Annotated in this window: 24 protein-coding genes and 6 tRNA genes; 12 read left to right on the forward strand and 18 right to left on the reverse strand. The window is 46.2% G+C overall.

Features of this window, described 5'->3' with window-relative positions; translation table 11 throughout:
• Positions 1-3: 3 nt before the first annotated feature.
• From LSG34_RS14365 to LSG34_RS14395, 7 genes are all read left to right on the forward strand, one after another.
• Positions 4-945 carry a DUF58 domain-containing protein gene (locus LSG34_RS14365; protein ID WP_233009784.1) on the forward strand — a complete coding sequence of 314 codons (942 nt, stop codon included), beginning with the start codon at positions 4-6 and terminating at the stop codon, positions 943-945.
• Complete coding sequence (locus LSG34_RS14370; protein WP_233009785.1) at positions 932-1,390, forward strand: DUF4381 domain-containing protein; 459 nt, start codon at positions 932-934, stop codon at positions 1,388-1,390. Before LSG34_RS14365 ends, LSG34_RS14370 begins: the two co-directional genes overlap by 14 nt.
• Positions 1,390-2,382, forward strand: coding sequence for a vWA domain-containing protein (locus LSG34_RS14375; protein ID WP_233009786.1), 993 nt, complete (start codon positions 1,390-1,392; stop codon positions 2,380-2,382). Before LSG34_RS14370 ends, LSG34_RS14375 begins: the two co-directional genes overlap by 1 nt.
• Positions 2,372-4,198 carry a vWA domain-containing protein gene (locus tag LSG34_RS14380; RefSeq protein ID WP_233009787.1) on the forward strand — a complete coding sequence of 609 codons (1,827 nt, stop codon included), beginning with the start codon at positions 2,372-2,374 and terminating at the stop codon, positions 4,196-4,198. Before LSG34_RS14375 ends, LSG34_RS14380 begins: the two co-directional genes overlap by 11 nt.
• Positions 4,192-5,835 (forward strand): BatD family protein, encoded by a 1,644-nt coding sequence (locus LSG34_RS14385; RefSeq protein ID WP_233009788.1) that lies wholly within the window; start codon positions 4,192-4,194, stop codon positions 5,833-5,835. The genes LSG34_RS14380 and LSG34_RS14385 overlap by 7 nt, the downstream gene beginning before the upstream one ends.
• 122 nt (positions 5,836-5,957) lie before the next feature.
• Positions 5,958-7,451 carry a sodium/proline symporter PutP gene (gene putP, locus LSG34_RS14390; RefSeq protein ID WP_233009789.1) on the forward strand — a complete coding sequence of 498 codons (1,494 nt, stop codon included), beginning with the start codon at positions 5,958-5,960 and terminating at the stop codon, positions 7,449-7,451.
• A 144-nt stretch (positions 7,452-7,595) separates the two neighbouring features.
• Positions 7,596-8,819: an EAL and HDOD domain-containing protein gene (locus LSG34_RS14395; RefSeq protein WP_233009790.1), complete on the forward strand. Its 1,224-nt coding sequence runs from the start codon at positions 7,596-7,598 to the stop codon at positions 8,817-8,819.
• A gap of 17 nt (positions 8,820-8,836) precedes the next feature.
• On the opposite strand, the gene LSG34_RS14400 is transcribed toward LSG34_RS14395, so the two are convergent.
• On the reverse strand, positions 8,837-9,151 hold the full coding sequence (locus LSG34_RS14400; protein WP_233009791.1) for a ComEA family DNA-binding protein: 315 nt from the start codon (positions 9,149-9,151) through the stop codon (positions 8,837-8,839).
• Positions 9,152-9,591: 440 nt separating this feature from the next.
• On the opposite strand from LSG34_RS14400, the gene LSG34_RS14405 reads away from it, so the two are divergent.
• The 4 genes from LSG34_RS14405 (at position 9,592) to LSG34_RS14420 (ending at position 12,944) form a co-directional block, all read left to right on the forward strand.
• The gene (locus tag LSG34_RS14405) at positions 9,592-10,269 is read left to right on the forward strand and encodes a response regulator transcription factor (RefSeq protein ID WP_233009792.1); all 678 of its coding nucleotides are present in this window, start codon (positions 9,592-9,594) and stop codon (positions 10,267-10,269) included.
• Positions 10,270-11,592, forward strand: coding sequence for an ATP-binding protein (locus LSG34_RS14410; protein ID WP_233009793.1), 1,323 nt, complete (start codon positions 10,270-10,272; stop codon positions 11,590-11,592).
• The gene (locus tag LSG34_RS14415; RefSeq protein WP_233009794.1) at positions 11,589-11,978 is read left to right on the forward strand and encodes a hypothetical protein; all 390 of its coding nucleotides are present in this window, start codon (positions 11,589-11,591) and stop codon (positions 11,976-11,978) included. Before LSG34_RS14410 ends, LSG34_RS14415 begins: the two co-directional genes overlap by 4 nt.
• 72 nt (positions 11,979-12,050) lie before the next feature.
• Positions 12,051-12,944, forward strand: coding sequence for a TIGR01777 family oxidoreductase (locus tag LSG34_RS14420; RefSeq protein ID WP_233009795.1), 894 nt, complete (start codon positions 12,051-12,053; stop codon positions 12,942-12,944).
• Here the strand turns inward: LSG34_RS14420 and LSG34_RS14425 are convergent.
• Together LSG34_RS14425 and LSG34_RS14430 are read right to left on the reverse strand one after the other, a co-directional pair.
• Positions 12,935-15,415 (reverse strand): ABC transporter permease, encoded by a 2,481-nt coding sequence (locus LSG34_RS14425; protein ID WP_233009796.1) that lies wholly within the window; start codon positions 15,413-15,415, stop codon positions 12,935-12,937. The two genes, LSG34_RS14420 and LSG34_RS14425, sit on opposite strands and share 10 nt — an antisense overlap.
• Positions 15,405-16,121, reverse strand: coding sequence for an ABC transporter ATP-binding protein (locus tag LSG34_RS14430; RefSeq protein ID WP_233009797.1), 717 nt, complete (start codon positions 16,119-16,121; stop codon positions 15,405-15,407). Before LSG34_RS14430 ends, LSG34_RS14425 begins: the two co-directional genes overlap by 11 nt.
• Here LSG34_RS14430 and LSG34_RS14435 point away from each other — a divergent pair.
• Entirely contained in the window at positions 16,120-16,725 is a 606-nt protein-coding gene (locus tag LSG34_RS14435) for an arylesterase (RefSeq protein ID WP_233009798.1), read from the forward strand. The genes LSG34_RS14430 and LSG34_RS14435 overlap by 2 nt on opposite strands.
• A 202-nt stretch (positions 16,726-16,927) precedes the next feature.
• Here LSG34_RS14435 and LSG34_RS14440 read toward each other — a convergent pair.
• The 15 genes from LSG34_RS14440 to epd form a co-directional block, all read right to left on the reverse strand.
• Positions 16,928-17,003: transfer RNA gene (locus LSG34_RS14440), tRNA-Ala, on the reverse strand.
• 22 nt (positions 17,004-17,025) lie between these two features.
• Positions 17,026-17,101 (reverse strand) — tRNA-Glu (locus LSG34_RS14445).
• A 24-nt stretch (positions 17,102-17,125) separates the two neighbouring features.
• Positions 17,126-17,201 (reverse strand) — tRNA-Glu (locus LSG34_RS14450).
• Positions 17,202-17,235: 34 nt separating this feature from the next.
• Positions 17,236-17,311 (reverse strand) — tRNA-Glu (locus LSG34_RS14455).
• A 26-nt stretch (positions 17,312-17,337) separates the two neighbouring features.
• Positions 17,338-17,413: transfer RNA gene (locus tag LSG34_RS14460), tRNA-Glu, on the reverse strand.
• Positions 17,414-17,429: 16 nt separating this feature from the next.
• Positions 17,430-17,505: transfer RNA gene (locus LSG34_RS14465), tRNA-Ala, on the reverse strand.
• Positions 17,506-17,898: 393 nt separating this feature from the next.
• Complete coding sequence (locus LSG34_RS14470) at positions 17,899-19,164, reverse strand: tetratricopeptide repeat protein (RefSeq protein ID WP_233009799.1); 1,266 nt, start codon at positions 19,162-19,164, stop codon at positions 17,899-17,901.
• 4 nt (positions 19,165-19,168) lie between these two features.
• Positions 19,169-19,789: an energy transducer TonB gene (locus tag LSG34_RS14475; protein ID WP_233009800.1), complete on the reverse strand. Its 621-nt coding sequence runs from the start codon at positions 19,787-19,789 to the stop codon at positions 19,169-19,171.
• 1 nt (position 19,790) lies between these two features.
• Entirely contained in the window at positions 19,791-20,192 is a 402-nt protein-coding gene (locus tag LSG34_RS14480) for an ExbD/TolR family protein (protein ID WP_147903726.1), read from the reverse strand.
• Between the two features lie 13 nt (positions 20,193-20,205).
• Complete coding sequence (locus tag LSG34_RS14485; RefSeq protein WP_233009801.1) at positions 20,206-20,730, reverse strand: MotA/TolQ/ExbB proton channel family protein; 525 nt, start codon at positions 20,728-20,730, stop codon at positions 20,206-20,208.
• Positions 20,730-22,094: a MotA/TolQ/ExbB proton channel family protein gene (locus LSG34_RS14490; RefSeq protein ID WP_233009802.1), complete on the reverse strand. Its 1,365-nt coding sequence runs from the start codon at positions 22,092-22,094 to the stop codon at positions 20,730-20,732. Before LSG34_RS14490 ends, LSG34_RS14485 begins: the two co-directional genes overlap by 1 nt.
• A 6-nt stretch (positions 22,095-22,100) precedes the next feature.
• Complete coding sequence (locus tag LSG34_RS14495) at positions 22,101-22,937, reverse strand: DUF3450 domain-containing protein (RefSeq protein WP_233009803.1); 837 nt, start codon at positions 22,935-22,937, stop codon at positions 22,101-22,103.
• A 178-nt stretch (positions 22,938-23,115) separates the two neighbouring features.
• Positions 23,116-24,180: a class II fructose-bisphosphate aldolase gene (fba, locus tag LSG34_RS14500; protein ID WP_233009804.1), complete on the reverse strand. Its 1,065-nt coding sequence runs from the start codon at positions 24,178-24,180 to the stop codon at positions 23,116-23,118.
• A gap of 138 nt (positions 24,181-24,318) precedes the next feature.
• The gene (locus LSG34_RS14505) at positions 24,319-25,503 is read right to left on the reverse strand and encodes a phosphoglycerate kinase (protein ID WP_233009805.1); all 1,185 of its coding nucleotides are present in this window, start codon (positions 25,501-25,503) and stop codon (positions 24,319-24,321) included.
• 48 nt (positions 25,504-25,551) lie between these two features.
• On the reverse strand, positions 25,552-26,565 hold the full coding sequence (gene epd / locus LSG34_RS14510; protein WP_233009806.1) for an erythrose-4-phosphate dehydrogenase: 1,014 nt from the start codon (positions 26,563-26,565) through the stop codon (positions 25,552-25,554).
• Positions 26,566-26,616: the final 51 nt, after the last annotated feature.

Below are 26,616 nucleotides of genomic sequence, written 5' to 3' on the forward strand. Positions count from 1 at the left end.
TTGATGAATACCCAACTTCAGCTTGAACAACTGGCCACAGACGGTATCCATCTGGATTTACCGCAGCTGCTGGCCTATCAGCGTCATCATGCGTTGCTGGATTTAGCGCCCAAAATGGCCATTCAAAGTAAGTTGGCAGGCAGTTATCTGGCGCGCAGTAAAGGCCGTGGTATGGAGTTTGATGAAGTACGACATTACCAACCCGGCGATGACGTGCGTACTATCGACTGGCGTGTCACAGCCCGCACCGGTAAAGTCCACACCAAATTATTCCGCGAAGAAAAAGAACGTCCGGTTTTTATCCTGACTGATATGTCTGAGTCGATGCGGTTTGGCACCCAATTATTGCTTAAGTCAGTGCAGGCTGCGCATTTAGCCGCCTTATTGGCCTGGCATGTGCGTGAAACCGGCGACAAACTCGGTGGGCTGGTATTTAGTGAACAGCAATTGCTGGAGCTCAAACCTGCAGCACGCAGCCAGGCCGTATTACGCTATTTAAATGCCCTGATTAAAATTCAGCAACATCAGGGGATGGCGGCAGAGTCCAACCTCAATCATGCTTTGGGTTTAATGCGTCGTTTAGCCCGTCCTGGTTCACTTCTTTTTGTGATCTCAGATTTTAGCGCGCTTGACGCACAAGGCTTGCGTCATTTACAGGCGATGCGCCAGCATAATGAAATTCGTTGTGTGCATATTACCGACCCTTTGGATTTGCAGCTGCCATTGTCTGCTTCTGGTTTAGCTGCGGTAACAGATGGTCAGGAGCTGAAAACACTCGACTTGGGATCCTCCGCGTTAAAACACAGTTATCAGCAGCAACAAAGCCAATGGCAACAGGCCTTGCAATTGAACTTAAAAAAGCTCAACTGCCGCTATTTAGAAATAAGTGCCGCTTTGCCTCTGATTGAACAATTAAACAGGAGTTGGCCTGATGGCGAACACTGAACCCCAACTGGCTTTAGCTGATATTCAGGAGCCTATGCTGAACACCTTCTGGCCACCTGCACCAGGCTGGTGGTTGCTTGCATTGCTGCTTATTGTACTGCTGGCCTATGGCTTTCGTTTTTTCTGGAGAAAATGGCAAAAAGCCTTGCCATTACGTCAGGCCAAAGCAGAATTGCGACTGATTAAAGAGCCACATCAGAGTGCTGAACTTAATGAACTGCTAAAACGATTGGTACATTGTTACAGCCCACGACATCCGGTTTTATCTGCGCCAGTGAAACAATGGCAGGACTTTTTGCAGCAGCAATTACCCCAACAGCCTATACCTGACTTACAAAAATTGCTGTACCAGCAGCAGTCTGAGCAAACCGATTTTAGCGGTTATCTTCAGTTTGCGGCCAAATGGCTGAATAAAGTCTCAGTCAAACAGCTGGAGCAGCTTTGATGTTTGAATTTAGCTACCCATGGCTGTTTATCCTGCTGCCTTTGCCATTGTTGCTGCGCCGTAAAACTCAGCAACAAGGCAGCCCTTTAACACACAAAGCGCTGATTAAAGCCAGCAGCCAGACTGATGGACTGACAAGTAAAGCGCCCCGCTCTGTCAAAACCCTCATAGCGCTGCTGTGCTGGTGTTTTTTAGTGCTCGCAGCGACCCAACCTAAGTGGCTTGGAGACACTGTGACCTTGCCACAACAAGGCCGGGATCTGATGTTAGCGCTGGATTTGTCCGGTTCGATGGCGATCAGTGATATGCAGCATCAGGGTCAAAGCATAGACAGGCTGCAGGCGGTGAAGCTGGTCGTCAGCGATTTTATTCAGCAGCGTAAAGGGGACCGTATTGGTCTGATTTTGTTTGGCGATGCAGCTTATCAGCAAACCCCTTTAACTTATGATTTAACCACCATTCAAACCATGCTGGATGAAGCAGTACGGGGATTAGTCGGTGAACGCACCGCTATAGGCGAAGCCATAGGTTTAGCCGTTAAACGATTAAACGCTTATGAAACTTCAAATAAAGTACTGATCCTATTGAGCGATGGCGCCAATACTGCTGGCGTGATCCAGCCAATGGAAGCCTTGCAACTGGCGAAAGCCGCCGGAGTCAAAGTCTATACCGTAGGTGTTGGTGCCGAACAAATGGTGCAACAAAGCATTTTTGGCCGCCAGCTCATTAACCCTTCTCAGGATTTGGACGAAGTGCTGCTGACCCGTATCGCAGAAGAAACCGGTGGTAAGTATTTCCGTGCCCGTGATTTAGCTGAACTGGCACAAATTTATAAGCTGCTGGATCAGTTAGAGCCGATAGAGCGCGATCAAATCAGCTACAGACCGCAGCAAAGTTTGTTGCATTGGCCTTTACTGGCCGCGTTGTTTTGTTCTGTGTTACTTGCCTTAGGCCAGATCAGATGGTCAGGGAGAAAAAACCATGTGGGCTGATTTTCATTGGTTAAGACCAGAGTATTTCTGGTTACTACTGCCAACGCTGCTGATTTGGGGTTTGTTTGCCAAACTGCGTCAACCACAAAGCGCATGGCAACACTGGATAGCACCACATCTGCAAAAGGAGCTATTAACTGTTCCCGCCAAACAGCAGCAAAAACCTGTGTTGTGGCTGCTGTTAATCATCTGGTTGCTGAGTGTGATTGCTCTGGCGGGTCCGAGTTGGCAACGTTTGCCCATGCCAGTGTTTCAACTTAAAAAAGCCACTGTGATTTTGATGGATATGTCGATGTCGATGCGCGCCACAGACTTATCCCCAGACCGTTTTACTCAGGCTCGCTTTAAAGCTCTGGATTACATCAATGGTATTAAAGAAGGTGAACTGGCTTTAGTCAGCTTTGCTGGCGATGCTTTTGTCATATCCCCTTTAACTCAGGATCACAATAACGTGCGGCTGCTGTTGCCTGAACTCAGTCCTGATATTATGCCGGTGCAGGGTTCTAACCTCGAAGCCGCATTAGTGCTTGCCGATCAGCTGCTCAAACAAGGCGGTTATGTGCAGGGTGATGTGGTGCTTTTTACCGACGGCTTTGCTTCATCTGATTATCCCCGCCTGCGTGAGCTGATGGATAATTTTCCACACCGCTTGTCTGTGCTGGCTTTTGGTACTACCCAAGGTGCGCCAGTACGTTTAAGCAATGGCGAATTATTAAAAGACCATCAGGGCGCTATAGTACTTCCCCGCGTCCCTCTGGCGCAGTTACAGCAGTTAGCAGAATTGCGAGGCGGTGTCTTTGCTGTTGCTGGCTCTGAAGATAATGATGTCGAAGCACTGCTGGCGTTAAAACCTCTGGATAAAAAAACCGACAGCGAGGAGCAACAAAAACTCTTTGGTGATCAATGGCAGGACAATGCGGTTTATCTGGTCTGGTTAGTATTACCTTTCGCCTTGTGGCTGCATAAACGTGGTGCCCTGACCGTCTTTGTGCTGGTACTTTTTATGCCAAAAGCCGAAGCCTTTGAATGGGGTGATCTCTGGCAAACGCAACAACAAAAAGCGCAAGCTGCTTATCAGCAAGGGGATTACTCAAGCGCCTGGCAGAATTTTGAAGACCCGTTATGGAAAGGCAATGCGGCTTATAAAGCAGAAGATTATGCCGCAGCTGAACAGTCCTATCGCCAGTTGGATACTGCAGATTCTCTGTACAATCTAGGTAATAGTCTGGCGCAACAAAAAAAATATCAGGATGCGATAGAAGCCTATCAACAGGCTCTGGCTAAAAACCCGCAGCTTGATAAAGCTCAGCAAAACATCGATGCGGTAAAAAAAGCGCTGGAACAGCAACAGCAGCAACAACAACAGCAAAAAGGTGAAGGCGAACAACAGGACGAGCAGCAAGGTGAGCAATCCGGCGACCAGTCTGGTGAGGAAGGTGAAGGCTCTGAATCAAAACAGCAGTCAAAAGAGCAATCCTCACAACAGTCATCAGAACAGCAATCGGCTGAACAAGGCAATGATGCTGCGTCACAAAAAGATCAGCCGCCGGGTCAAACTGAACAACAGCAAAAGCAGCAAGAGCAACAACAGCTGGCTGAACAGACAGAAGAAAACAAAGATACAAAAGAATCCCAGCAGCAAAAGGCAATTTCCGAAGCCTGGCCTAATGCAAACGCTGAACAAAGTCAGCAACTGGATAATTTATTACGCAAAGTACAAGATGATCCCTCTTTGTTATTACGCCGCAAGATGGCGATTGAATATCAAAAACGTCGTTATGATCAACCACCAGCCGGAGTTGTCGAAGAATGGTAAAGCAGTGGTTATGCCTGTTTTTAATAGCGTCCAGCCCGGTCTGGGCTTTCACTGAATTAAAAGTATCGCTGGATAAGAATCCTTTGTTATTAGGTGAAACAGCAGTGCTGGAGTTGGTGGCCGATGATCAGGTCGCTCATCAACCTGATTTCTCGGTACTGGACAAAGATTTTATAGTGCAAGGTCCTTCATTGGGTCAGCAAATGCAAATCGTCAACGGCCAGGCCAGCCGCACCACCAGTTGGCGCCTGCTACTGAAGGCAAAACAAAGCGGTACCTTTACTATTCCTGCCTTTGAAATTGAAGGGATTAGTTCTTCCCCTATTGAAGTCGAAGTCGTCAAAGGCTCTGCCCAGACCCAAAGCACCAATGACGCTCAGCTGTTTTTACAAAGTAGTCTGGATAGCACACAACTTTATGTACAACAACTGGCCTATCTGGAAGTAAAAATCTTTTTTCAGGGCGATTTACAGCGAGGTTCGCTGAGCGAACCTAAAGTGGATGGACTAAGCATTGAGCAGTTGGGGAAAGACAAAGAAGGCTCAGAACTGGTCAACGGTGAACGTTATCGCACTTTTACCCGGCAATATCGACTTATTCCTGAACGTAGTGGCACTTTTGTGTTACCTGGTTCAACACTTAGCGGCGAAATGCTGGACAGAAACTCGGGGCGTTATGATTATTTTGCCCAGACCAAACCCGTTAATGCCACAGCCAATGACATCACTATTGAAGTCGCCGCCAAGCCGGATAATTTCCCGGGTGACTGGCTGATTGCTGACTTAGTCAGTCTGAATGAAGAATGGAGCCCAGCCACCGATCAGCTCACGCAAGGTGAACCTGTCACCCGCACTATTACCATCACAGCGCTGGATGTGGCTGAACATCAGTTACCGGATTTAATTCTCGATGCCCCTGAGGGTGTAAAACTCTATAAAGAACAACCTCATGCTAAACAAGCAGAGCGTAATGGTACCCTGGTATCACAAAAAGTCTTTAGCATGGCAGTGGTTGCCAATAAAGCGGGCGAGCTGGTACTGCCGGAGGTGAAACTGCCCTGGTGGAACAAAAAAACCAATTCAGTGCAGTATGCTACTTTGCCGGAAAAACGTTTAACAGTGCAGATAAACCCTGAACTGCCACAACAAAGTGCTGCACCTATGGTGGTTCCAACAAAGCAGGCACCTTTAACCGAAACAGCAGAAGTTAACCCATGGCAATGGAATTACACCAGCTCGGTGATCAGCCTGCTCTGGCTAAGCTCTGTTGTTTTGCTGCTTTGGTTCAGACCCACCAAAGCTGTTGTAGAAAAAGCCGTAGTACGAGGCTCAGGGGTTGCCAAAGCCAATCCTAAAAAACTGCAGCGGGCCTGTCATGACAATGATGCAACAGCAGCACGGCAATGGCTGATGTTGTGGGCAGAACAGCAATTCGGCCGCCCACCCGCTTCATTAACCGAATTAGCCAGCTGGTGCAAAGATGCTGCTTTTTCAGAGCAATTACAGTTGCTAAACCAACAGCTCTATCAGAAAGAGCAGCAAAGCTGGCAAGGTAAAGCCTTGTGGATTTGCTGGTCGGAGTTATCAGTGCAGAAGGCAGGTTACAAATCTGCTTTGCCAGAACTGTACCCGGAATAAAAGTCAGCCGTGATTGGCAGCAGCACTTTGTTTGTCTGCCTTAAAAAACTGGCTGTTGTTTGATGCTATTGGTAGCATGCGCCAATTTATAACTACAACAATAACAGTGCGGGAGAACCACAGTGGCCACGGGAACCATTTTAGCTTTATCTCTTTATTTTATATCCATGTTAGCAATAGGTTTGTACGCCTATCGTCAGTCCAGCAGTAATTTGTCTGAGTATATGCTGGGAGGTCGTAAGTTAGGCCCTGCAGTCACAGCTTTATCTGCCGGCGCCTCTGATATGAGCGGCTGGTTACTGATGGGTGTGCCAGGCGCTATGTATGTGGCTGGTATTTCTCAAATCTGGATTGGTGTTGGTTTAGTCATTGGTGCTTATCTGAACTATCTGCTGCTGGCTCCACGTTTTAGGCTTTATACCGAATTAGCCAAAGATTCGATCACCCTACCCGATTATCTGGAAAACCGTTTTGCTGATCCAACACGGCTTTTACGTCTGGTCTCAGCTGTCGTTATCGTCGTATTTTTTACTTTATACACCTCATCAGGCATGGTGGCAGGTGGTAAGTTGTTTGACGAAGTTTTTGGTCTGGATTATGAGTTTGGTCTGTTTCTGACAGCAGGCGTGGTGATTGCGTATACCCTGCTGGGTGGTTTTTTAGCGGTCAGCATGACAGATTTTGTCCAGGGCATGATTATGTTTATTGCGCTGGTGATGGTGCCTGTAGTGGCTTTTGGTGCTTTAGATCAGCCCACTCAACTCTTTGCAACCATAGAGCAGCTCAATCCAAAGCATCTGGATTTATTCACGGGCACTAGTGTGCTGGGCATCATTTCACTACTGGCCTGGGGTCTGGGTTATTTTGGCCAGCCTCATATTATTGTACGTTTTATGGCGATACGTTCAGTGGAAGATTTTAAAGCGGCTCGTCGCATCGGCATGTCCTGGATGATCATCTCTATCATAGGCGCCATGGCCATAGGTTTTGTCGGTATTGCTTATGTTCAGCAAACCCAGATACCACTGAAAGACCCTGAAACCATTTTTATTCTGCTGTCTCAGGTCTTGTTCCATCCATTCGTTGGTGGATTATTACTGGCGGCTATTCTGGCGGCCATTATGAGTACCATATCTTCCCAGTTGCTGGTGACGTCCAGCGCATTAACACAGGATTTCTACAAAACTTTCCTGCACAAAGCCGCCACGGATCAACAACAGGTATTGGTCGGCCGCGCTTCAGTCTTTGCAGTTGCCCTTGTCGCTATAGTACTGGCGCTTGACAGCAACAGTTCTATTCTGGGTTTAGTCGCAAACGCCTGGGCTGGTTTTGGTGCAGCTTTTGGCCCTGTGGTGCTGATGAGTTTGTATTGGAAGCGGATGAATCATTGGGGCGCTTTGGCGGGTATCACAGCGGGTGCGTTGACTGTGCTGTTCTGGGCTTACAGCCCTTACCAAATTGATGGTAAGCAGCTTAATGATTTCCTGTATGCCATGATCCCGGGAGTTTTTGTCTCTGCTCTGTTAACCTGGCTGGTGAGTCTGGCGACCTCTGCTCCTTCTGCAGATGTAAGCCATTTGTTTGAGCAAGTGTCTGATAAGTTAGAAAATAATTAAGCAATCTAACTGCAGGCGACCTGTTGTTTGGGTCGTCCTGCAGTTTCCTCCTGTAATCTCTGAAAAAATCTGTAAGACCATAGTCTTTTCTCGCAGATCTTTGCTACATTGAAGCATGACTTCTGTTTAGCTGTTCAGGGACTTATGTACTTTTACACTGCACGCCAACCTATTCTGGATAAAGATAAAAACCTGTTTGCCTATGAATTGTTATTCAGGGATGGTGTGGAGAACGTATTTCCTGAAGTCGATAGCAACGAAGCCACCTCACGTATGATTGAAGGCAGCCAGCTCAATTTAGGCTTGGATGAGTTTTTGGGCGACAAGCCTGGCTTTATCAACTTTACACTTGATTCTTTACTGAAAAAATATCCGTCGATGTTGCCCTGTGAGCAAGTGGTGATCGAAATACTGGAAACAGTGCAGCCAGGCAAACGTTTATTAGCTGAATGTGAGTCTCTAAAAGCCCAGGGCTATATACTGGCGCTGGACGATTATATTCATCAACCGGTCTGGCGGCATTTCTACCCGCTTATCGACATTATTAAAATTGATTTTCGCGCCACCAGCCTCGATACCATGCTGCAAATTAAAGACGCCATCAAAGAATTTCCGCACATCAAACTGCTGGCTGAAAAAGTAGAAACCAATGAAGAGTTTTTACAGGCGCTGGATTTAGGCTTTGACTATTTTCAGGGCTATTTTTTTTCCCGCCCTGAGATGATGCAAAGCCGGGCTTTGTCGCCAGCTCAAATGACATTAGCCGAATTGTTGTATGAAACAGCAAAAACAGAGATGGATTTAAATACCATCACCTCTGTGTTTGAACGTGATGTGCATTTATCTTACAAGTTGCTTCGCTACACCAACTCAGCGGTATTTAAACGTCGCGCCGAAATCGCAACTATTAAACAAGCCATAGTAGTGCTGGGCCAGGCTGAGCTGAAACGTTTTTTATCTGTACTTTTTACAGCTCAAATCAGCAGTGATAAACCTGCAGAGCTGATGCGACTGGCAATGACCAGGGCTCGTTTTGCTGAGGATATTGCCAGACTTGCAGGTTTCCCCGAAGTGTCCAAAGCCTTTTTGACCGGAATGATGTCGCTGATGGATGCGATTCTGGATGAACCGATGAGCTCAGTGATGAGTAAATTGCCGCTGTCCAAAGACATTAAAGATGCGCTGATCGATGGTATAGGACCTATAGCTCAATTTCTGCAACTGATTAAGTTTTACGAGCAGGCCGCATGGGATGATGCCAACGCACTGATCCATTCCCTCAAACTCGACAGTAAATCTGTACCTGATGCTTATCATACGGCGGTACAGTGGGCGAACGAACAAATGAAAGCGCTCGGCGATAACTGACGAGCGCGTATTTCTGCTTAAAAACTGACGTGTTCAGCAACTTTAGCCGCTAACTTGTCACCAATACCTTTGACTTCAGTCAGTTGTTTCTGGTCTTTGATCGGGCCATTGGCACTGATGTAATCTTTAATGGCCTGAGCTTTTTTTTCACCAATACCAGGCACTGCAACTAATTGCTCTATCGACGCCTGATTGATATTCAGTTTGGCTTTGTCCGCAACTTTAGCGGCGGCGGGAACGGACAGAGGGGCTTTCGCCAACTCTTGTGCTACGGTCAGATTAACTGCACAGGCCATACTGGCCACGACTGCTGCAACGAGTGCGATTTTCATCACAGTTCTCTCCTTTTAACAGTGTCTTGCCTTCTCACTGTGTGACTGAAGGTTGTTGTCAGTCACTACAATCCGGTAAACGAAAGCAAAGAAACTACTTTGAGTTGCAACCTCGTCAATAAAGATAGTCAAAAGATGATATTTTGCATCATTAAATTCACATTATTTAAACAAAAATAATCCCTTCAGTCATTGAAGTTATGGCAAGGCAACAAGGTAGGGGCTGGGTTTATCCCCGCACGTATCAAATACAAACCAACATTAGAGCGAAAGCTCGCAGTCAACAAAGCTGCGGCTTCAAGTACGACGGGTATTCAGCAGCAATTCAGACCCTGGATCTTAGACTTTCAACGTTTTGTCTGATGTTAAGGATTGCCGCAACTGACAGAGTGTTTTAGCATAACGCCACTTTGTTTCTGCATTGTTAAAAAGGAAGCCCCATGCGTTTATTAGTTGTTGAAGACGAGAGTTTATTGGCGGAACAAATCCGTGAGCATTTGGTACAACAGCAATTTAGTGTGGACGTAGCCCATGATGGTGCTGACGGCTGGTTTAAGTTAAGTGAATATCCTTATGATTTGGCTATTATTGATATAGGCCTGCCAAAGATGGATGGCTTAAGCCTTATTCGTAAAGCCCGTCAGAATGACATTAAAACCCCTGTCATTGTGTTAACAGCCCGTGGCAACTGGCAGGATAAAGTCGAAGGTTTAGACGCAGGTGCCGATGATTACCTGACCAAACCATTTCATACGGAAGAGCTTTTGGCCCGTATTAATGCTTTGATCCGCCGCGCCGCTGGTCAGCCTGATCCTATGCTGCATTCTGGTCCTGTGAAACTGAACAGCAGAACTCAACAGGTGTGGTTAGGTGAAGATGAAGTGAGTCTGACAGCTTATGAATACAAGGTGTTAGAGTACTTTATGCACAACCCGAATAAAGTCATCTCCAAAACTGAACTGACTGAACATATTTACGATCAGGACTTTGATTTAGACAGTAATGTTATCGAAGTATTTGTATTACGCCTGCGGAAAAAACTCGACCCGGATGGTGAATTAAAACCTATAGAAACATTGCGTGGCCGTGGATACCGTTTCACTATGGTTGTCAGCTAAATGCAGTTGTCGCTCAAGGTTCGTCAGGGTATTATCAGCCTGTTTTTGCTGTTCTTTTTATTACCCAGTTCATTTTTTGCTATAGAACAGGCGTTTTATACCCAACTGCTGACCAGCACTGAGCAACGACTTGAAGTGCATATGTACTCCATTTTGGCTGAAGTTCATCCGAACGATGGCAAGGTGGAGCTGAGTAATAATTTGCTGCCACCTGATTTTTATCGCCCTGACTCAGGGCTTGCGGCTTTTATTACCAGCGAAAACGAATTGTTATGGCAGTCGGACTCGTCAATCAACCAGCAATTTGATCCACCCACTCACCAGATTTTACCTGCCTCTCATGAATTTGTGCTGATGGAACAGTACCAGCAAAAATACTGGGTGCTGTCCTTTTCCGTGCTGTTTGATTTAGGCGACAACACCCTGCCTCTGACTATTCATGTGGTGCAAAATGATCAATTGCTGCAGGAACCGCTGAAAGCCTTCCGCAAAACCTTAAGCCAATGGTTTATTGGTATAGCGCTCGTGCTTATCGGCTTAACTTTGCTGGCTTATTATTGGATCACTAAACCATTAACTTCATTAGATAAAGAAATCCATAAACTGGAAAGTGGCCAGCAAGAACAACTGCTGCACGACTACCCTGCCGAGCTGAACAAAATCAAAGAAGATTTAAACCTTCTGCTGGCGAACCAGAACAGGCAAAAGCAGCGTTACCGCCATCACTTAAGTGATTTGGCACATGCGCTAAAAACCCCTATAGCTGTACTTCGGACCTCTAAGCTGTCCGAGCAACCTGAATTACGTGAACAACTGGACCGTATTACCGGCATGATTGAACACCAGCTAAAACGTGCCGCAAGCTCAGGTCAGGATTTGTGGCACAAACAAATTCACGTGAAACCACTGATCACAAAGCTGGAACAGGCTCTAAGCAAAATTTATCGGGATAAAGGCTGTTTAATAGAAATTCATTGTACGGATCAGGTGGTATTCCGTGGTGATGAAACAGATTTAATGGAAATTTTGGGCAACCTGCTCGACAACGCCTGCAAAGCCTGTAATCACAGGGTTAAAATAAGTGCCTTTGGCAAACCGCTGCAACTGGATATAGAAGACGATGGCCCGGGCATTCCGCAAGATAAAAGGGAAGAATTGTTCCAACGTGGTACCCGACTGGATACCTATAAAGAAGGGCATGGGGTCGGACTTTCCATCGTATCCGAACTGGTCAAATCTTATTCAGGTGAGCTGCAGGTTTCGCAAAGCCCTTTAGGTGGAGCTCGTTTTGTTATTCGGTTTCCGGAGCCAGGTATAAAATGATGAAATTACTGTTGTCGATAGCCTTGGTCAGTGCTTTTCCGCTTTATGCGCAGCAGGCTTGTGATCAGAGCACACTAAACAAAGTGGATTATATGCAATGTCTGGATCAACAATTGGAGCAGACCAGACGTGAGTTAACCACCTGGGAAAACAACCATTTGTTTAAACTGGAAGCACAATCGACCAGCACAGGGCGTAAGGACGGTCTGAAGTTGTTTAACAAAGCCCGTCAAACCTTTAGCTTGTATACAGAACAAGACTGTCGCTGGCAGTTTATTGGTCAATTGCCGGATAACAATGCTGCGACCGCGTCATACAAACAATGCCAGTTGTACCACCTCAAGCAACGTATCGAGTTTTTAAAGCAAGTTCATACTAAACCGTAATAACCCACACAACCGTAGTAAAGCACTTATACTTGGCTGTATTCAGTAGCTTATGGTTGTGGAGAACTTTGGATGAACATTTTAATAACAGGCGCTACGGGGCTGATTGGACGTGCGCTCGTCGCACAGTGGCAAGGCCAACATCAGTTACATATCCTTACCCGCTCATCCGTAAAAGCGAAAGAAATATTGGCGGTTGACGCCAATTATCAACACTCTCTTGATGATATCGATTTAAATCAAATAGATGCTGTGATCAATCTGGCAGGAGAACCTATAGCGGACAGACGCTGGAGTGAATCACAAAAAGAAAAAATCTGCCAAAGCCGCTGGCAGCTCACTGAAACTCTGGCTGAAAAAATCCAGCAATGCACTACCCCACCTAAAGTACTGATTAGCGGTTCCGCCATAGGGTTTTATGGCCGCCAGGGCAACACAGTAGTCACTGAAGAGCACAGTTCTTTTTATCCAGAGTTCAGCCATGATATTTGTGCCCGCTGGGAGAATTTGGCACAGCGAGCTGCAGGAGCGAACACAAGGGTCTGTTTACTGCGTACAGGCATAGTGCTGAGTGGTAAAGGCGGAGCCCTTGGCAAGATGCTGCCGTTGTTTAGATACGGTCTGGGTGGCCCTATTGGTGATGGTCAGCAGTTTATGTCCTGGATCCATCTGGAAGACATGGTACGCCTGATTGATTTCTTACTGCAACGTGAGGACTTAAGTGGGCCTTTTAATGCCACAGCGCCCCGCCCTGTCAGTAATAAACAGTTCAGCCAGGTGCTGGCGGAACGTTTTGGTAAAAAGGCACCTTTTACAGTGCCTGCATTTGTATTGCGCTTAGCTTTTGGTGAAATGGCCGACATCCTGTTGTTTGGTCAGAATGTACAACCTAAACGTTTACTGGATAGTGGTTTTCAGTTCCACCATCCACAGCTCAAAGATGCTTTAAACGCCCTTCAATTCTGAAGGGCGCGTCGCAATAAGGTGCTGCCTGACATCTTCAGCAATACCCTGACCTGCCATGCCCCCAGCGCTGTGACTAAGCCCACACCTAATACCGGACCTAACCACCATAAGTTCCAGTGAGGGTTGTAAGGTAAATCAAAAAACTGCTGCTGTACTACAGCCAGTAAAACTTCAGCTAACAGAGTGGCAAAAAGACCGGCTAACCCACCCAACGCAGCAAACTCATACAGCAGGGCCGCTTTTAAGAAAGACGACTTAGCCCCTAAGGTGCGAAGGATGGCCAGCTCTTGTTCTCTTTGCTCCAGCGTAGCCTGCACTTGAGCCACCAACACCAGCACTGCAGATGCAAACACCAAAATCAGGATAAAAGTTAAGGCCACAGACACCTGACTGATAATATCATTGACCTGCTTTAAGATGGTATCGACAGAAATCAGACTCACTGTCGGGAACTGCCGCACTATCTGGTTTAATAGTTCTTGTTCTGACATATCCAGATAAAAGGCTGTGATATAAGTCGCTGGAAATCCCTGCATCAGATCAGGCGACAGCACCATATAAAAGTTGGGCTGCAAACTATTCCAGTCCACTTTACGAATACTGCTGATTTTCGCTTCAAATAACTGGCCACCGACAGAAAACTGCAGCATGTCGCCAAGCTTCAGCTCCAGTCGTTCGGCCATTTGCGATTCGACCGACACTTCAGCTTTGGAATCAGCAGTAAACCACTGCCCGCTTTCCAGCTTGTTATTGTCCGGCATCTGATTTAACCAGGTTAAATTCAGCTCACGCCCTACGCCTTGACGCTGCTCCGGTTTCTCTTTGGTTGCTTCATCGGCAAAGTTTTCGCCGTTAACGGCCAGAACACGACCACTGATCATCGGATAAAAATCTGTCAGGGTGAGCTGATGCTGTGCTGCCAATTGTTGCAGTGACGTTTTATCCTGCTCCGTTAAATTCACCAGAAATTGATTCGGTGCACCTTCTGGAACCTGCTGTTGCCATTGGTCCAGCAGCTCAGAACGTAAAAAATACAGTAACAGGGTTAGAAATAGCGCCAGACTAAAAGTGATCAACTGAAACGCATTGGGCCATAACCTGCGACGTAAATTCGCCAGAGCCAGCCGTAACGCACTACTTTGCCCCGCAGCCATAGGTTTAGCAACCCGAACCAGCAAAGCAGCAAATCCCATCAGTAAAGCGGCAAATACCAGGCAGAGCACAAACAACCAGCTGCTGATCCAAATATCACCACTAAAAAGCCACATCAATAGCCAGATGGCGACTGAGCCGCTGATTAAATGCACCGGATCAAATTTCATCTGATCCGGTTTCTCACGCAATACATTCAAAGCCGGCACTGCAGCCAAACGCCATAAAGGTCGGGCCGAAAATAACACAGCACAAATAGCAGCAGTCAGTACACCTAAACCTAGAGGCCGGAAGCTAAATTCAGCCAGATACTCTGGCATCCAGAAGGCAACACCCCATTGGCTTAATTGCACCAACAGCTGCCCAGCCACTAAACCAAAGCCTACGCTGAAGATCACCACAAATAACAGATGGCTGCCATAAATTTTCCGGCTTAAAGTAGTGGTTGCGCCCAAAGCCTTCATCACAGCGACAGAGCGGGCATGCCGCTGACTATAACGATTCGCAGCCACTGCGGCGGCACAAGCGGCCAGTACTATACCCAATAGACCTGATAACAATAAAAAGCGCTCCGATCTGTCCAGAGCGCCACCTATGGCCGACTCTCTGTCCATTTTCTGCCATCTGTCCTGTGGACCCAGCAGTTCTTTGCTTTGTGTCTCCAGTAATTCAAGGTCTTGCTGGGAACCTGCAAACATTAAGCGGTAATTGATCCGACTACCAGGCTGAATAATTCCTGTCGCGGCCACATCATCCAGATGCATGAGCACCCGTGGCGAGCTACCAAATACAGACAAGGGCGCATCAGGCTCAGCCACAATAACCCCAGCGGAAGTAAATACTTTTTCACCAAGCTCCAGACTGTCGCCCACTTTGATATTCAGTAAACTATAAAGACGACTTTCCAGATACAACTGATTCGGCTGCAAGGATGCAAGCGCAGTGGCATCGGTCAGCGACGAGCTTAATATCAACTCGCCTCTTAACGGATAAGCTGCTGATACCGCTTTGACAGACACCAACTGCATCAAATCTTTGGCAAATAACATAGAGTTAAACTGCACCTGACGCGATGACTGCAGTTTAAGCTCCTCTGCCTGCTGTTGGATCTGCTCATTAAAGCCAACACTGGAACGCAGAATTTTATCGGCAGCGACAAAATTGGCACTACGCTGATACAAAGCGGAACGCACAGATTCAGTGATACCGGATAAGCTCACTACAGTCAGCACAGCTAAAAAGAGTGAAAAGGCTATCACCCATAACTCACCCCGGCTTAACTCACGCCAGAACAGCCTCCAGGCGATTTTACCCCACATGACGTTTGTCCTCTGTAGCTTGAGTCAAATCAGCCGTTAAGTGGCCTGCGTGCATCTGAAATCTGAACTGGCAACGTTGCGCCAACTCATGATTGTGCGTCACCAGCACTAAGGTGGTACCTTGCTGCTCATTCAGTTCAAACAATAAATCTTCAATTTTTTCGCCTGTAGCGCTATCCAGATTGGCCGAAGGCTCATCGGCAAACAGCACTGCTGGTTTAGTGATAAAAGCTCTGGCTATCGCCACCCTTTGCTGTTCACCGCCACTCATTTGATTAGGGAAAAAATCGGCCCTGTGGCTTAATCCTACTTGCGCCAGCAATTCAAGGCCACGCGCTCTTGCATCCGGCATACCTGCCAATTCAGCGGGTAAAGTGACATTTTCTAATGCCGTGAGGCTGGGTAACAATAAAAAAGACTGAAAGACAAAACCAACAGAACGGGCTCTTAACTCTGCTCTCTCATCTTCAGTGAGTTTGTGCAGCGGCTGACCCGCCAGATAGACTTCTCCGGCAGACGCCTGATCCAAACCGGCCAATATGCCTAATAAAGTAGACTTGCCCGAGCCTGAAGCACCCACTATGGCAACTGTCGCGCCCTGATTGATAGTCAGATGGATATCTTGCAGTATGGTAAGCTCTGACTCAGTAAGCTGAACTGTTTTTACAACATCTTTTGCAACAATATGAGGTATAGGTGTTTTCATGATTCGATTGATCTACGTTATGCTTTTGGTCCTGTCGCTCACCGCAGCTGCAGTGCAGGCCAAAACGCTGTTAATTCTTGGCGATAGTCTGAGCGCCGGTTATGGGTTAAGCCAACAACAAAGTTGGGTGCATCTGCTTCAACAAAAACTCGACCAACAGGACAGTAACTGGACACTGGTCAACGCCAGTATCAGCGGTGAAACCTCCGGTGGTGGTCTGGCCCGTTTACCTGCCCTGCTCGAACAACACAAACCCGATTACGTGCTGATTGAACTGGGCGCCAACGACGGCCTGCGTGGTTTTCCTGTGCCCCAGCTTGAAAGCAATCTCAATGCGATGGTGACGCAAATAAACCAGCAACAAAGTAAAGCTGTCTTAATGCAAATACGTATTCCACCGAACTATGGCCCACGTTACACCAAATTATTCACTGATTTGTATCCTAAGATTTCAAAGGAGCAGCAAATACCACTGTGGCCGTTCTTTATGGAGACCATAGCGTTAAAGCAGCAATGGATGCAAGCAGATGGACTACACCCGAACCTGGAAGCACAACCTGTTATCGCAGATTTAATGCTACCTTTGGTGTCGAGTCTAGAATAAAGATGTAACCAAGTTTGAGGAATGTCAGGAAGCGGCTTTCAAGCCGCTTTTTTTATTGAGTTCAACTGTAAAGATAAAATTTGAAAATTGCTGAAAGCCAATCAAAAGGCAACAAGAGGCCAGGTAAATTAGACGCTTGGTTTAACTGGCTATCTACAGAGCGGAGAATTGCCGGAAATTTATAAAGTTAGCGGAGCTAAGTTGGTGGAGCTAAGCGGGATCGAACCGCTGACCTCTTGCATGCCATGCAAGCGCTCTCCCAGCTGAGCTATAGCCCCACTTGCAGATGTAACGCTGAAGTGGCGTCCCTTAGGGGATTCGAACCCCTGTTACCGCCGTGAAAGGGCGGTGTCCTAGGCCTCTAGACGAAAGGGACACTGGATAGTTCTTCATATGATGTTGGCGTCCCTTAGGGGATTCGAACCCCTGTTACCGCCGTGAAAGGGCGGTGTCCTAGGCCTCTAGACGAAAGGGACAGGCGCATAAACATCACATTTTGTACTGACTAATTGGCGTCCCTTAGGGGATTCGAACCCCTGTTACCGCCGTGAAAGGGCGGTGTCCTAGGCCTCTAGACGAAAGGGACACTACAGTCAGTTTGTCAGATTTTGTTGGCGTCCCTTAGGGGATTCGAACCCCTGTTACCGCCGTGAAAGGGCGGTGTCCTAGGCCTCTAGACGAAAGGGACACTGGAACAAAATCTTTGGTGGAGCTAAGCGGGATCGAACCGCTGACCTCTTGCATGCCATGCAAGCGCTCTCCCAGCTGAGCTATAGCCCCACACCAATTGTAGAAGTTGCAAAGCAATCCCCTACAAGACGAGGCGAATTCTAGGGGCCGAGGCTAAAGGTGTCAACAGTTTTTTAGAAAGCCTTAACTGTTCGCGTATTTTTTAAACTAAGTGACGATTCAAGCAGCAAAATACAGCAAAATAAAGCACATAGGCCCCTGCTCTGCCAGCAAATGGATTCAATTCAAAGATCTGGTATGACACCGGGATAAAATGAGAACTAAAGTAAAGTGCCGGGAAATGTATAGCCAACGTAATTAGGGTTGCTGTGAGTTGGCAAGAGTTTAGGGTCTGGCGGAGAGTTCGCAGTAAACAAAACTGCAGCTTTCACTACGAAGTGATATACAAAGAAAAAACCCTGCCGGAGCAGGGTTTTTTTACTATTAAAGACTCACGTTATTTTTGCTAGCGCGCTCTTTAATGTAGCTCTCCCAGCTTGCAGCCTGACGGGCAAACTTAGGATCAGCTTTAGCTTTCTGCACAGCCTGGTAGGCGTCTCTGAACTTGTTCTGATAGAAATAAGCTTCTACCAGAGCCAGATACACTGGACCTTTGGTTTTTACACCAGCATCCAACGCTTTGTTCAGAGCGACAACAGCAGCAGAGTATTTTTCAGCAAGGATCAGAGATGAACCCTGACGACGATATGCATCACCATCATTGTCTATCTGAGCTGATTCACCGTAATACTGAGCGGCTTTTTCCATTTCACGCGCAGCCTGGAATGAACTGGCCATACTGTTCAGCATAGTTTTATCTTTTTTGATTAAACCAGACTTAATATGTTTTTCCAGTGTCATACCCGCTTTGTATGGAACGTTGGCGTTTGAGTACAGCTGAGACAATAACTTGAACTCATTTTCTGAATCCAACATGCCTTGCATAGCTGCAACTTCAAGTGTCACCAAAGCTTTTTCATATTGCTCTTCAATACTGTAAAACTGAGCCAGATAAGTCCACCAACGTTTTTCCGCTGGGAAGACCTTCACAGTAGTCTCTAACACTTCGATCGCTTTCTTGTTGTTTTTCATCTCGTAATAAGCTGAAAACTTCAAGGTATAAGGACCGGCGTTTGGCTTAGCTTTATCTTGCAGAGCAATGGCCATATCAGCAGGCTCAATCACCTTCTGATACTGCTTCATTTCCATATAAGCGCTGGCAATACGCAGATAAACGTTTGAATCCTTCTCACCTGTGAAGTCTATCCACTGGTAATAGGTTTTAATCGCTTCATTGTATTGTTTATCGCTTAACAATAAGTCAGCAAGTAAACGCAAACCAGCAGATTGGTCAGTAAAGCTCAATACGTCTGGCTTCATCGCTTTGCGTAAGTAGGCGATGGCTTTTTTCTCGTCTTTAGCGGCCCACATGTTGCCTAAAAAACGATTTAAATAAGCCATGTCAAACTCATTGCTTGACTCAACACCTTGCAATGCAGCAATAGCTTCATTGATCTTTTCAGCACTGTATAGCTCGTAAGCTTTACCTATAGCTTTACCAACCTTTTCACCTACAGCACTTGATTTGCGATTTTTACGCGCTTCAATTTTTGCAGGATCCGGAGCTGCTACAGCATACGAACTTAAGGTTGTAACACCAAAGCTGGCCAGTACGATCAACGCAGAAGTAAGATTACTTATTTTCTTCATAGTGTTAACCCCCAGCCTGATCTAGAGAGAAGTCCAATTGAACCATAATACCTGGTTGCTGAACTGCCTTACCATCGACCACTTTTGGTGAATATTTCCAGCGCTTTAACGCACGAATTGCTTCACGGTCAAATACACGTTTAGGTTCTGCTTCAACAACAGTGACGTCACCGACGCTACCATCTTCCAGAATAGTAAAACGCATTTTAACCCAACCCTGCAGACCATCACGAGCAGCCTGTACCGGGTATTTAGGTTCAATACGAACTATCGGAGTAGCATCGCCATCACGCATCATCGCTGACGACGGATCACCTAAGCCTGAGTTCGCACCACCTACGTCAACTGAAGGGATGTTGAAACCTATGGTTCCACCAGTATCAGTTGAAGCTGGTTCTGCAACCGGAGCTTTTGGAGGCTCTGGCGGCGGTGGCGGCGGCGGTGGCGGCACCCGAACACGAGTCTGAGCTTTTGACTCAGGCGGTGTCGAGTTAATTTCAATAACGATTTGATCCTTTTTAGCATTGGTGAACGTATCATCCCCACCTATAAGGAATGCCATCAACACATACAGGAAAAACGTTATTACCGCACCAACTACCAGTGATAGTAATAACCTTACCATATTACTTGTTCTCCGCAGCGATCGAAATCTTATCGATACCAGCCAGCTTGATTTGGTCCATTACTGAAACCACAATACCATGCTTAGCTTCTTTATCTGCTTGAATGATCACTGTATCAGTTGGCGATTCAGCTAACAGCTTTTCAACCGTTGCACCAACACGCTCAACGTCTACAGCACGTTTATCCATCCAAATCTCACCGTTTGCACGGATAGCAATAAAGATAGTGGCTGATGGCTTAGATTGAGCTTTCGCCGCTTTAGGACGGTTTACGTCAATACCAGCTTCTTTAACGAACGACGTCGTAACGATAAAGAAAATCAGCATGATGAATACAACGTCCAACATCGGCGTTAAATCTACTGCTGCCTCTTCGGCTTCACGTCTAATTTTACGTGCCATAAAATACTCTCTATCAATGATGAGGCATACTGTCAGCTAATCCATGAACTGCTGACTTCACCTTACCTTCCAGTTTGGACGTTACAAATACACCTGATAAACACGCAACCATACCAGCCATAGTTGGGATTGTTGCCATTGAAATACCAGCTGCCATCAGTCTTGGGTTACCAGTACCTTGTACCGCCATAATTTCGAATACAGCGATCATACCGGTCACAGTGCCTAACAAACCGACCATTGGACAGATCGCAACCAAAGTTTTGATTACACCGATCCGCTCATGCAGTTTGGTAGATGCTTCTGACACCCACGCATCACGAATTTTATGCGCATACCAGGAGGTTGTATCAGCCCGGGCATTCCAGTCAGCGATGATTCGATTACGCATCGCTGGAAATTCCCGGTTGATAAACCAGAAGCGCTCTATGATCAATACCCACATGATGAAGAGCACTATGGCGACGATATACAGTACATCACCGCCGGTTGCGATAAAATCCCTGACAGATTCCCAAAGCTCTATCAGGCTATGCATTACGCTTTCTCCTTCTCCGCATGAGCAGCGATGATACCAGCGCTTTGCTCATCCAGAACATGCAGGACTGAGTTTGATTTACTTTGTAACATAGAGTGAAGGAACAGTAATGGCAGAGCACATAACAGACCTTGAACAGTTGTTACTAACGCCATTGAAATCTGACCAGCCATGATTTTCGGGTCGCCAGTACCGTGTAAGGTAATAACCTGGAACGCACCAATCATACCTACAACTGTACCTAACAGACCTAATAAAGGACCTACAGCAGCGATCAGCTTGATAATACCGATACCTTTTTCGATATCCGGAGTTTCACGCATAATGGCTTCGTCCAGTTTCAGTTCTAAAGTTTCAACATCAACAGATTTGTTGTCGTGGTAAACTTTCAGGATACGGCCTAAAGCATTTTTCTCTGAAGGGTTAGACAGGTTTTTCAGCTGAGCATTTACACCAGAAGAGGCTGCTGCAAGAGCTAAGAAACGAATTAAACCGATCAACAAACCAATACCTAATAACACTGTGATTACGTAACCAACAGTACCACCTTGGTGGAATTGTTCTGTTAATGTAGCTTCCTGAGTTTTCAGACGCAGTAAGTTACCACCAGTTGGGTCGATATAAACTGGTTTCACTTCGCCAGCAGCTGCATTCTTGAACGCTTCAGCATCAGCAACAATGTATGACTCAGGTTGTTTAACCAGAGGCTGCATTTCCTGAGTGTCAGCGTTAAATACTAAATAGCCACCGTCAGAAATCAGGTTGAATGCACCGATACGAGTAACTGAAGCCTGAGCAGAGTTACCATCCAGAGACACAACATTACCTTCAAACTTAGATACTTTGGCTGATTCAGTCATTTCAGTTTGCAGAGCAACCCACAGTTCTTCCAATTCATTGATAGTTGGAAGTTCTTTAGCTTCTGACAGTTTTTTCAGCAGTTCTTCACGGCCTTTAAACTGGGCACTGATGTTAGAAGTAGCGATACCGCCGATGGTTTCAGTTGCAGCACCACGAACGATACCGAACATTTCACCTAAAGTACCCTGAGCAGCAATTAATTCGGCTTCTTTAGCGCCTAATTTACCTTCGTTGTCAGCAAACTGCTGAGTTAAAGATTTGCCACGTGATTCTTCAGCTGCGAACTCAGCTTTTGCTCTGTTTAACAGGGCTTGCTTGTCAGCGCGGTCAGATAAAAATTCCTGCTCGCGTTGCTGGTTGATTTTACCTTCAGCAGTACGTGATTTTTTAACTTGCTCTAACAGTTGGTCAAGTTTGGCTGTATCGGCAGCAGCAGTTAAGCACACGCCTGCAGACATAGTTACAACAGCTGCAACTACTAAACCTTTAAAAACTTTCTTCATTTATGCTTACTCCGCTGCTATAACTGGAAGTTTCAACAATTCTGGGGCTGCTTGTTTACCCGCAACACGAATCGCGAACTTGGTAGATTCCAGGTACTCTTGACCCAGAGCTTCCCATTGACCTGTAGTTCTGTTGAACATCCAAGCTTGTTTTTCATCCAGAGATTGAGCCAGTAAGGCAACGCGACCTACGTAAACGTAGTTCACAGTAATTTCGCCGCCATCAACAGTCAGTTTGTCTGTATAAGTAACCAGAGCTGTACCTAAATCTTTTTCGATTTGGTAGGCTTCGATTACTAAACGGTACATTTCTGAAGTGTTTACCGCTGAATTACCTAACACAGCGCGCAGACGATCAATACGAGCCAGACGGTTAGTCAGGTCGATTGGCATATCCGCTTTGATAAAGGCTTCTAAAGTATCAACCATACGATACATCAGAGGAACGATACCTTGCTTAGTACCTTCGATAGTACCAATTTGTTTGTCAAAAGAAGCCAGCTGTGAATTCTGATCGGCAACTAATTTAGCAACGTGGTCGTTATATACTTTTAAGTTTTCAGTTTGTTCAACTAATTGGCGGTATTCAGCCAATAATTCCTGACTTTGGTCAAAAATATTGTTGATTTTTTCCTGAGACTGAACTGCAGCGCGGATGTTTTGCTGACCCGCTTTGTGCAGTTCTACTAATGGATCTGCCGCTACTGATGTGCTGGCCAATGCGAATGCTCCAAACAGAGCAGAAGCAACCAGACTCTTACGAATGTTATTGTTAGACATAGTTCCCAACCAATAATTGCTGATTAACGTAACCTGTTTTTGAAAGGCTATTTTTTGTAACAAAAGATAACCCGGTTAAAGGGTAAACCGCCCGCATCATTGCAGCAAACTCGCGGATTGTCAATATAACAACGACAGTCAACGATGACAGTTTTGTTGCAACTTACTTGCGATTTATACCCATTTTTTCTTAAGCAAAATCAGGATCTTTCCTGTATTAATAATCCATTAAAATTTTTGCTTATTTAATGTTCGGTGTTAATTTCCCCGACTCATACAACTTCACCATTTGCTCAAGAGAAATGGCTTTTATTTTTGACGCGTTACCGGCCGTACCAAATGCCAGATAACGATCCTTACAAATTTCAGTCATAGCTTTGACTGATTCCTGCAAATACTTACGTGGATCAAATTCCGCAGGGTTTTTCGCCATATAGCGGCGGATAGCTCCTGTCGAGGCTAAACGTAAGTCAGTATCTATATTGATCTTACGAACACCAAACTTGATCCCTTCCTGAATTTGTTCAACTGGCACACCATAAGTTTCAGGAATGGCTCCACCATATTCATTGATAATAGCCAACCATTCTTGTGGCACAGAAGATGACCCATGCATCACCAGATGGGTATCCGGGATACGGGCATGAATATCTTTAATGCGGTCAATCGCCAGAATATCACCTGTAGGCGGGCGACTGAACTTATATGCACCATGTGACGTACCGCAAGCTATAGCCAACGCATCGACACCTGTCGCTTTGACAAACTGAGCCGCTTCTTCCGGATCAGTCAACATTTGGTCATGGCTTAGGATGCAATCTGCACCTATACCATCTTCTTCACCTGCTGCGCCAGTTTCAAGCGAGCCTAAACAACCTAATTCGCCCTCAACTGAAACACCACAGGCATGCGCCATATCTACAACCCGACGCGTTATATCGGCATTGTAATCATAATCCATCGGTGTTTTACCATCAGTTCCTAAAGAACCATCCATCATCACCGAAGAAAAACCCAGCTGAATCGCCTGCTGGCATACAGCTGTTGAGGTTCCGTGGTCCTGATGCATCACTACTGGAATATGCGGGAATTCTTCCACTGCAGCCAGTATTAAATGACGCAGAAACGGGGCTCCGGCATATTTACGTGCACCTGCAGACGCCTGCACTATCACAGGACTGTCTGTCGCATCAGCGGCAAGCATAATGGCACGCATTTGTTCTAAGTTATTGACGTTAAAGGCTGGTACTGCATAACCGAACTCGGCAGCGTGGTCCAACATTTGACGCATTGAAATCAGAGCCATGAGATCCTCTCTCTTTGTGTAGGGTAAGGGTTGTGTTTAAAACCGCGGACTCTGCTGTCACCTGAGGTGATCTTTAATTACACAGAACCTGCGGTCGTTCTCGTTTAGATTTTTGTAGTTATTTGTAATCTAACAGCTTTAGGCTGTGGTTTTGGCACGTTGTTCCAAAATTTCCACTGCTGGTAAGGTTTTACCTTCGAGGAATTCCAGAAATGCTCCGCCACCTGTAGAAATATAAGAAATTTTGTCAGCTAATTCATACTTATCAATAGCAGCTAAAGTATCGCCACCACCAGCTATAGAAAATGCCTGACTATCTGCAATGGCCAAAGCCAAAGCTTTAGTGCCTTGTTCAAAGGAGGCAAATTCAAACACACCTACGGGGCCATTCCAAACGATGGTGCCGGCATTTTTCAGAATATCGACCAGCGCAGCGCTGCTGTCAGGACCAATATCAAACACCATATCGTCACTGCTGATATCAGCAACAGACTTCGTCGTCGCCGGAGTGTCTTCAGAAAAAGCTTTGCCTGTCACTACATCTGTTGGCACCGGAATAGAACCGCTGTTCGCTTTGGCTTGTGCCATTAAACGTTTCGCTTCTGGTATCAGGTCAGTTTCAACCAGGGATTTGCCGACTTGATAGCCCTGAGCAGCAATAAAGGTATTGGCGATACCACCACCGACAATCAACTGATCAACAATACCGGATAAAGACTCAAGCACTGTTAGCTTGGTCGACACTTTAGAGCCGCCTACAATAGCCACCAATGGGCGTTTCGGATTTTTAAGCGCAGCGGCTAATGCATCTAACTCGGCAGCCAACAAAGGACCAGCACATGCGATTGGCGCAAACTGTGCCACACCATGAGTCGTAGCCTGAGCTCGGTGTGCAGTACCAAAAGCGTCCATCACAAACACGTCGCATAAAGCAGCCAGTTTTTTCGATAAGGTTTCGTCGTTTTTACCTTCGCCTTTGTTAAAGCGCACGTTTTCAAACACAACCACTTCACCGGCGTTCACTTCAACACCGTCCAGGTAGTCTTTAACCAGGCGTACAGGCACAGATAAAGCAGCATTTAAATAATCAACCACAGGCGCCATCGAGAACTCTTCAGCGTACACACCTTCGTCAGGACGACCTAAATGCGAACACACCATCACTTTGCCACCTTTTTTAAGCGCTAATTCAATAGTAGGAATAGCAGCTTTTAAACGTGCATCTGAGGTCACTTTGCCATTTTTAACCGGTACGTTTAAATCTTCACGGATCAGTACCCGCTTCCCTGTTAAATCGACATCCGCCATCTTAATAACTGACATACCAGACTCCTGTGATTTGATTCAATTTCTATTATTAATTTAAAAAGCTTAGACAAAACTCATCATAGCGCGGGTTGTGTCGATCATTCTGTTCGCAAAGCCCCATTCGTTGTCACACCAAACTAAACATTTCACTAAACGTTTATGGCTGACTCTTGTTTGCGAGCCATCGACAATGCATGAATGCGCATCATGATTAAAATCAACGGAAACCAGTGGCTCTTCGGTGTAATCCAGAATACCAGCCAGCTCCCCTGCCCTTGCGTGCTGTAAAACCTGATTGATCTGAGTAACATCGACGTCCTGATGCAAAGTGACACTTAAATCCATAGCCGTCACATTGACCGTAGGCACGCGCACAGCAATGGCTTCAAAACGCCCGGCCAAATGCGGCATGATACGTTCAATACCACGGGCTAATTTGGTGTCCACCGGAATAATGGACTGACTGGCAGCGCGGGTACGACGTAAATCAGTGTGATAAGCATCTATCACTTGCTGATCATTCATCGAGGCGTGAATAGTCGTAATGGTGCCACTCTCTACACCAAAATGCTGATCCAGCACCTGGATCACCGGAACTATACAGTTGGTAGTGCAAGAACCCGCCGACACTACTGTCATATCATCGGTCAGCAAATGCTGGTTAATGCCATAAATCACTGTGGCATCAATATCGGCATCTGCCGGATGTGAAAACAATACTTTTTTTGCACCTGCATCTAAATGTAGCTGCGCATCAGCACGGCTATGAAACACACCTGTGCATTCAAGAACTACATCGACCTCTAATTCATTCCATGGCAACTGGGCGGGATCGGCCTGACAAAACAGTGCTATAGCGTCGCCATTGACCAGCAAACCTTCTGCAGTCAGCTCAACCGGAAAACCAAAGCGGCCATGCGAGGTATCGTATTTTAATAAGTGGGCTATACCTTTGGCATCAGCCAATTCATTAATAGCGACCACCTTGACTTGCTCTGTTAAACCGCACTCGTACACGGCACGCAGAATATTCCGACCTATACGGCCAAAGCCGTTAATTGCCACTTTAATGGTCATTGCTATTCAATTACCCGCTTCACACATTTACTGATTAAAAAGAGGGGCCAA

It is taken from the genome of Rheinheimera faecalis, assembly GCF_021290965.1.
Classification (GTDB): domain Bacteria; phylum Pseudomonadota; class Gammaproteobacteria; order Enterobacterales; family Alteromonadaceae; genus Pararheinheimera; species Pararheinheimera faecalis.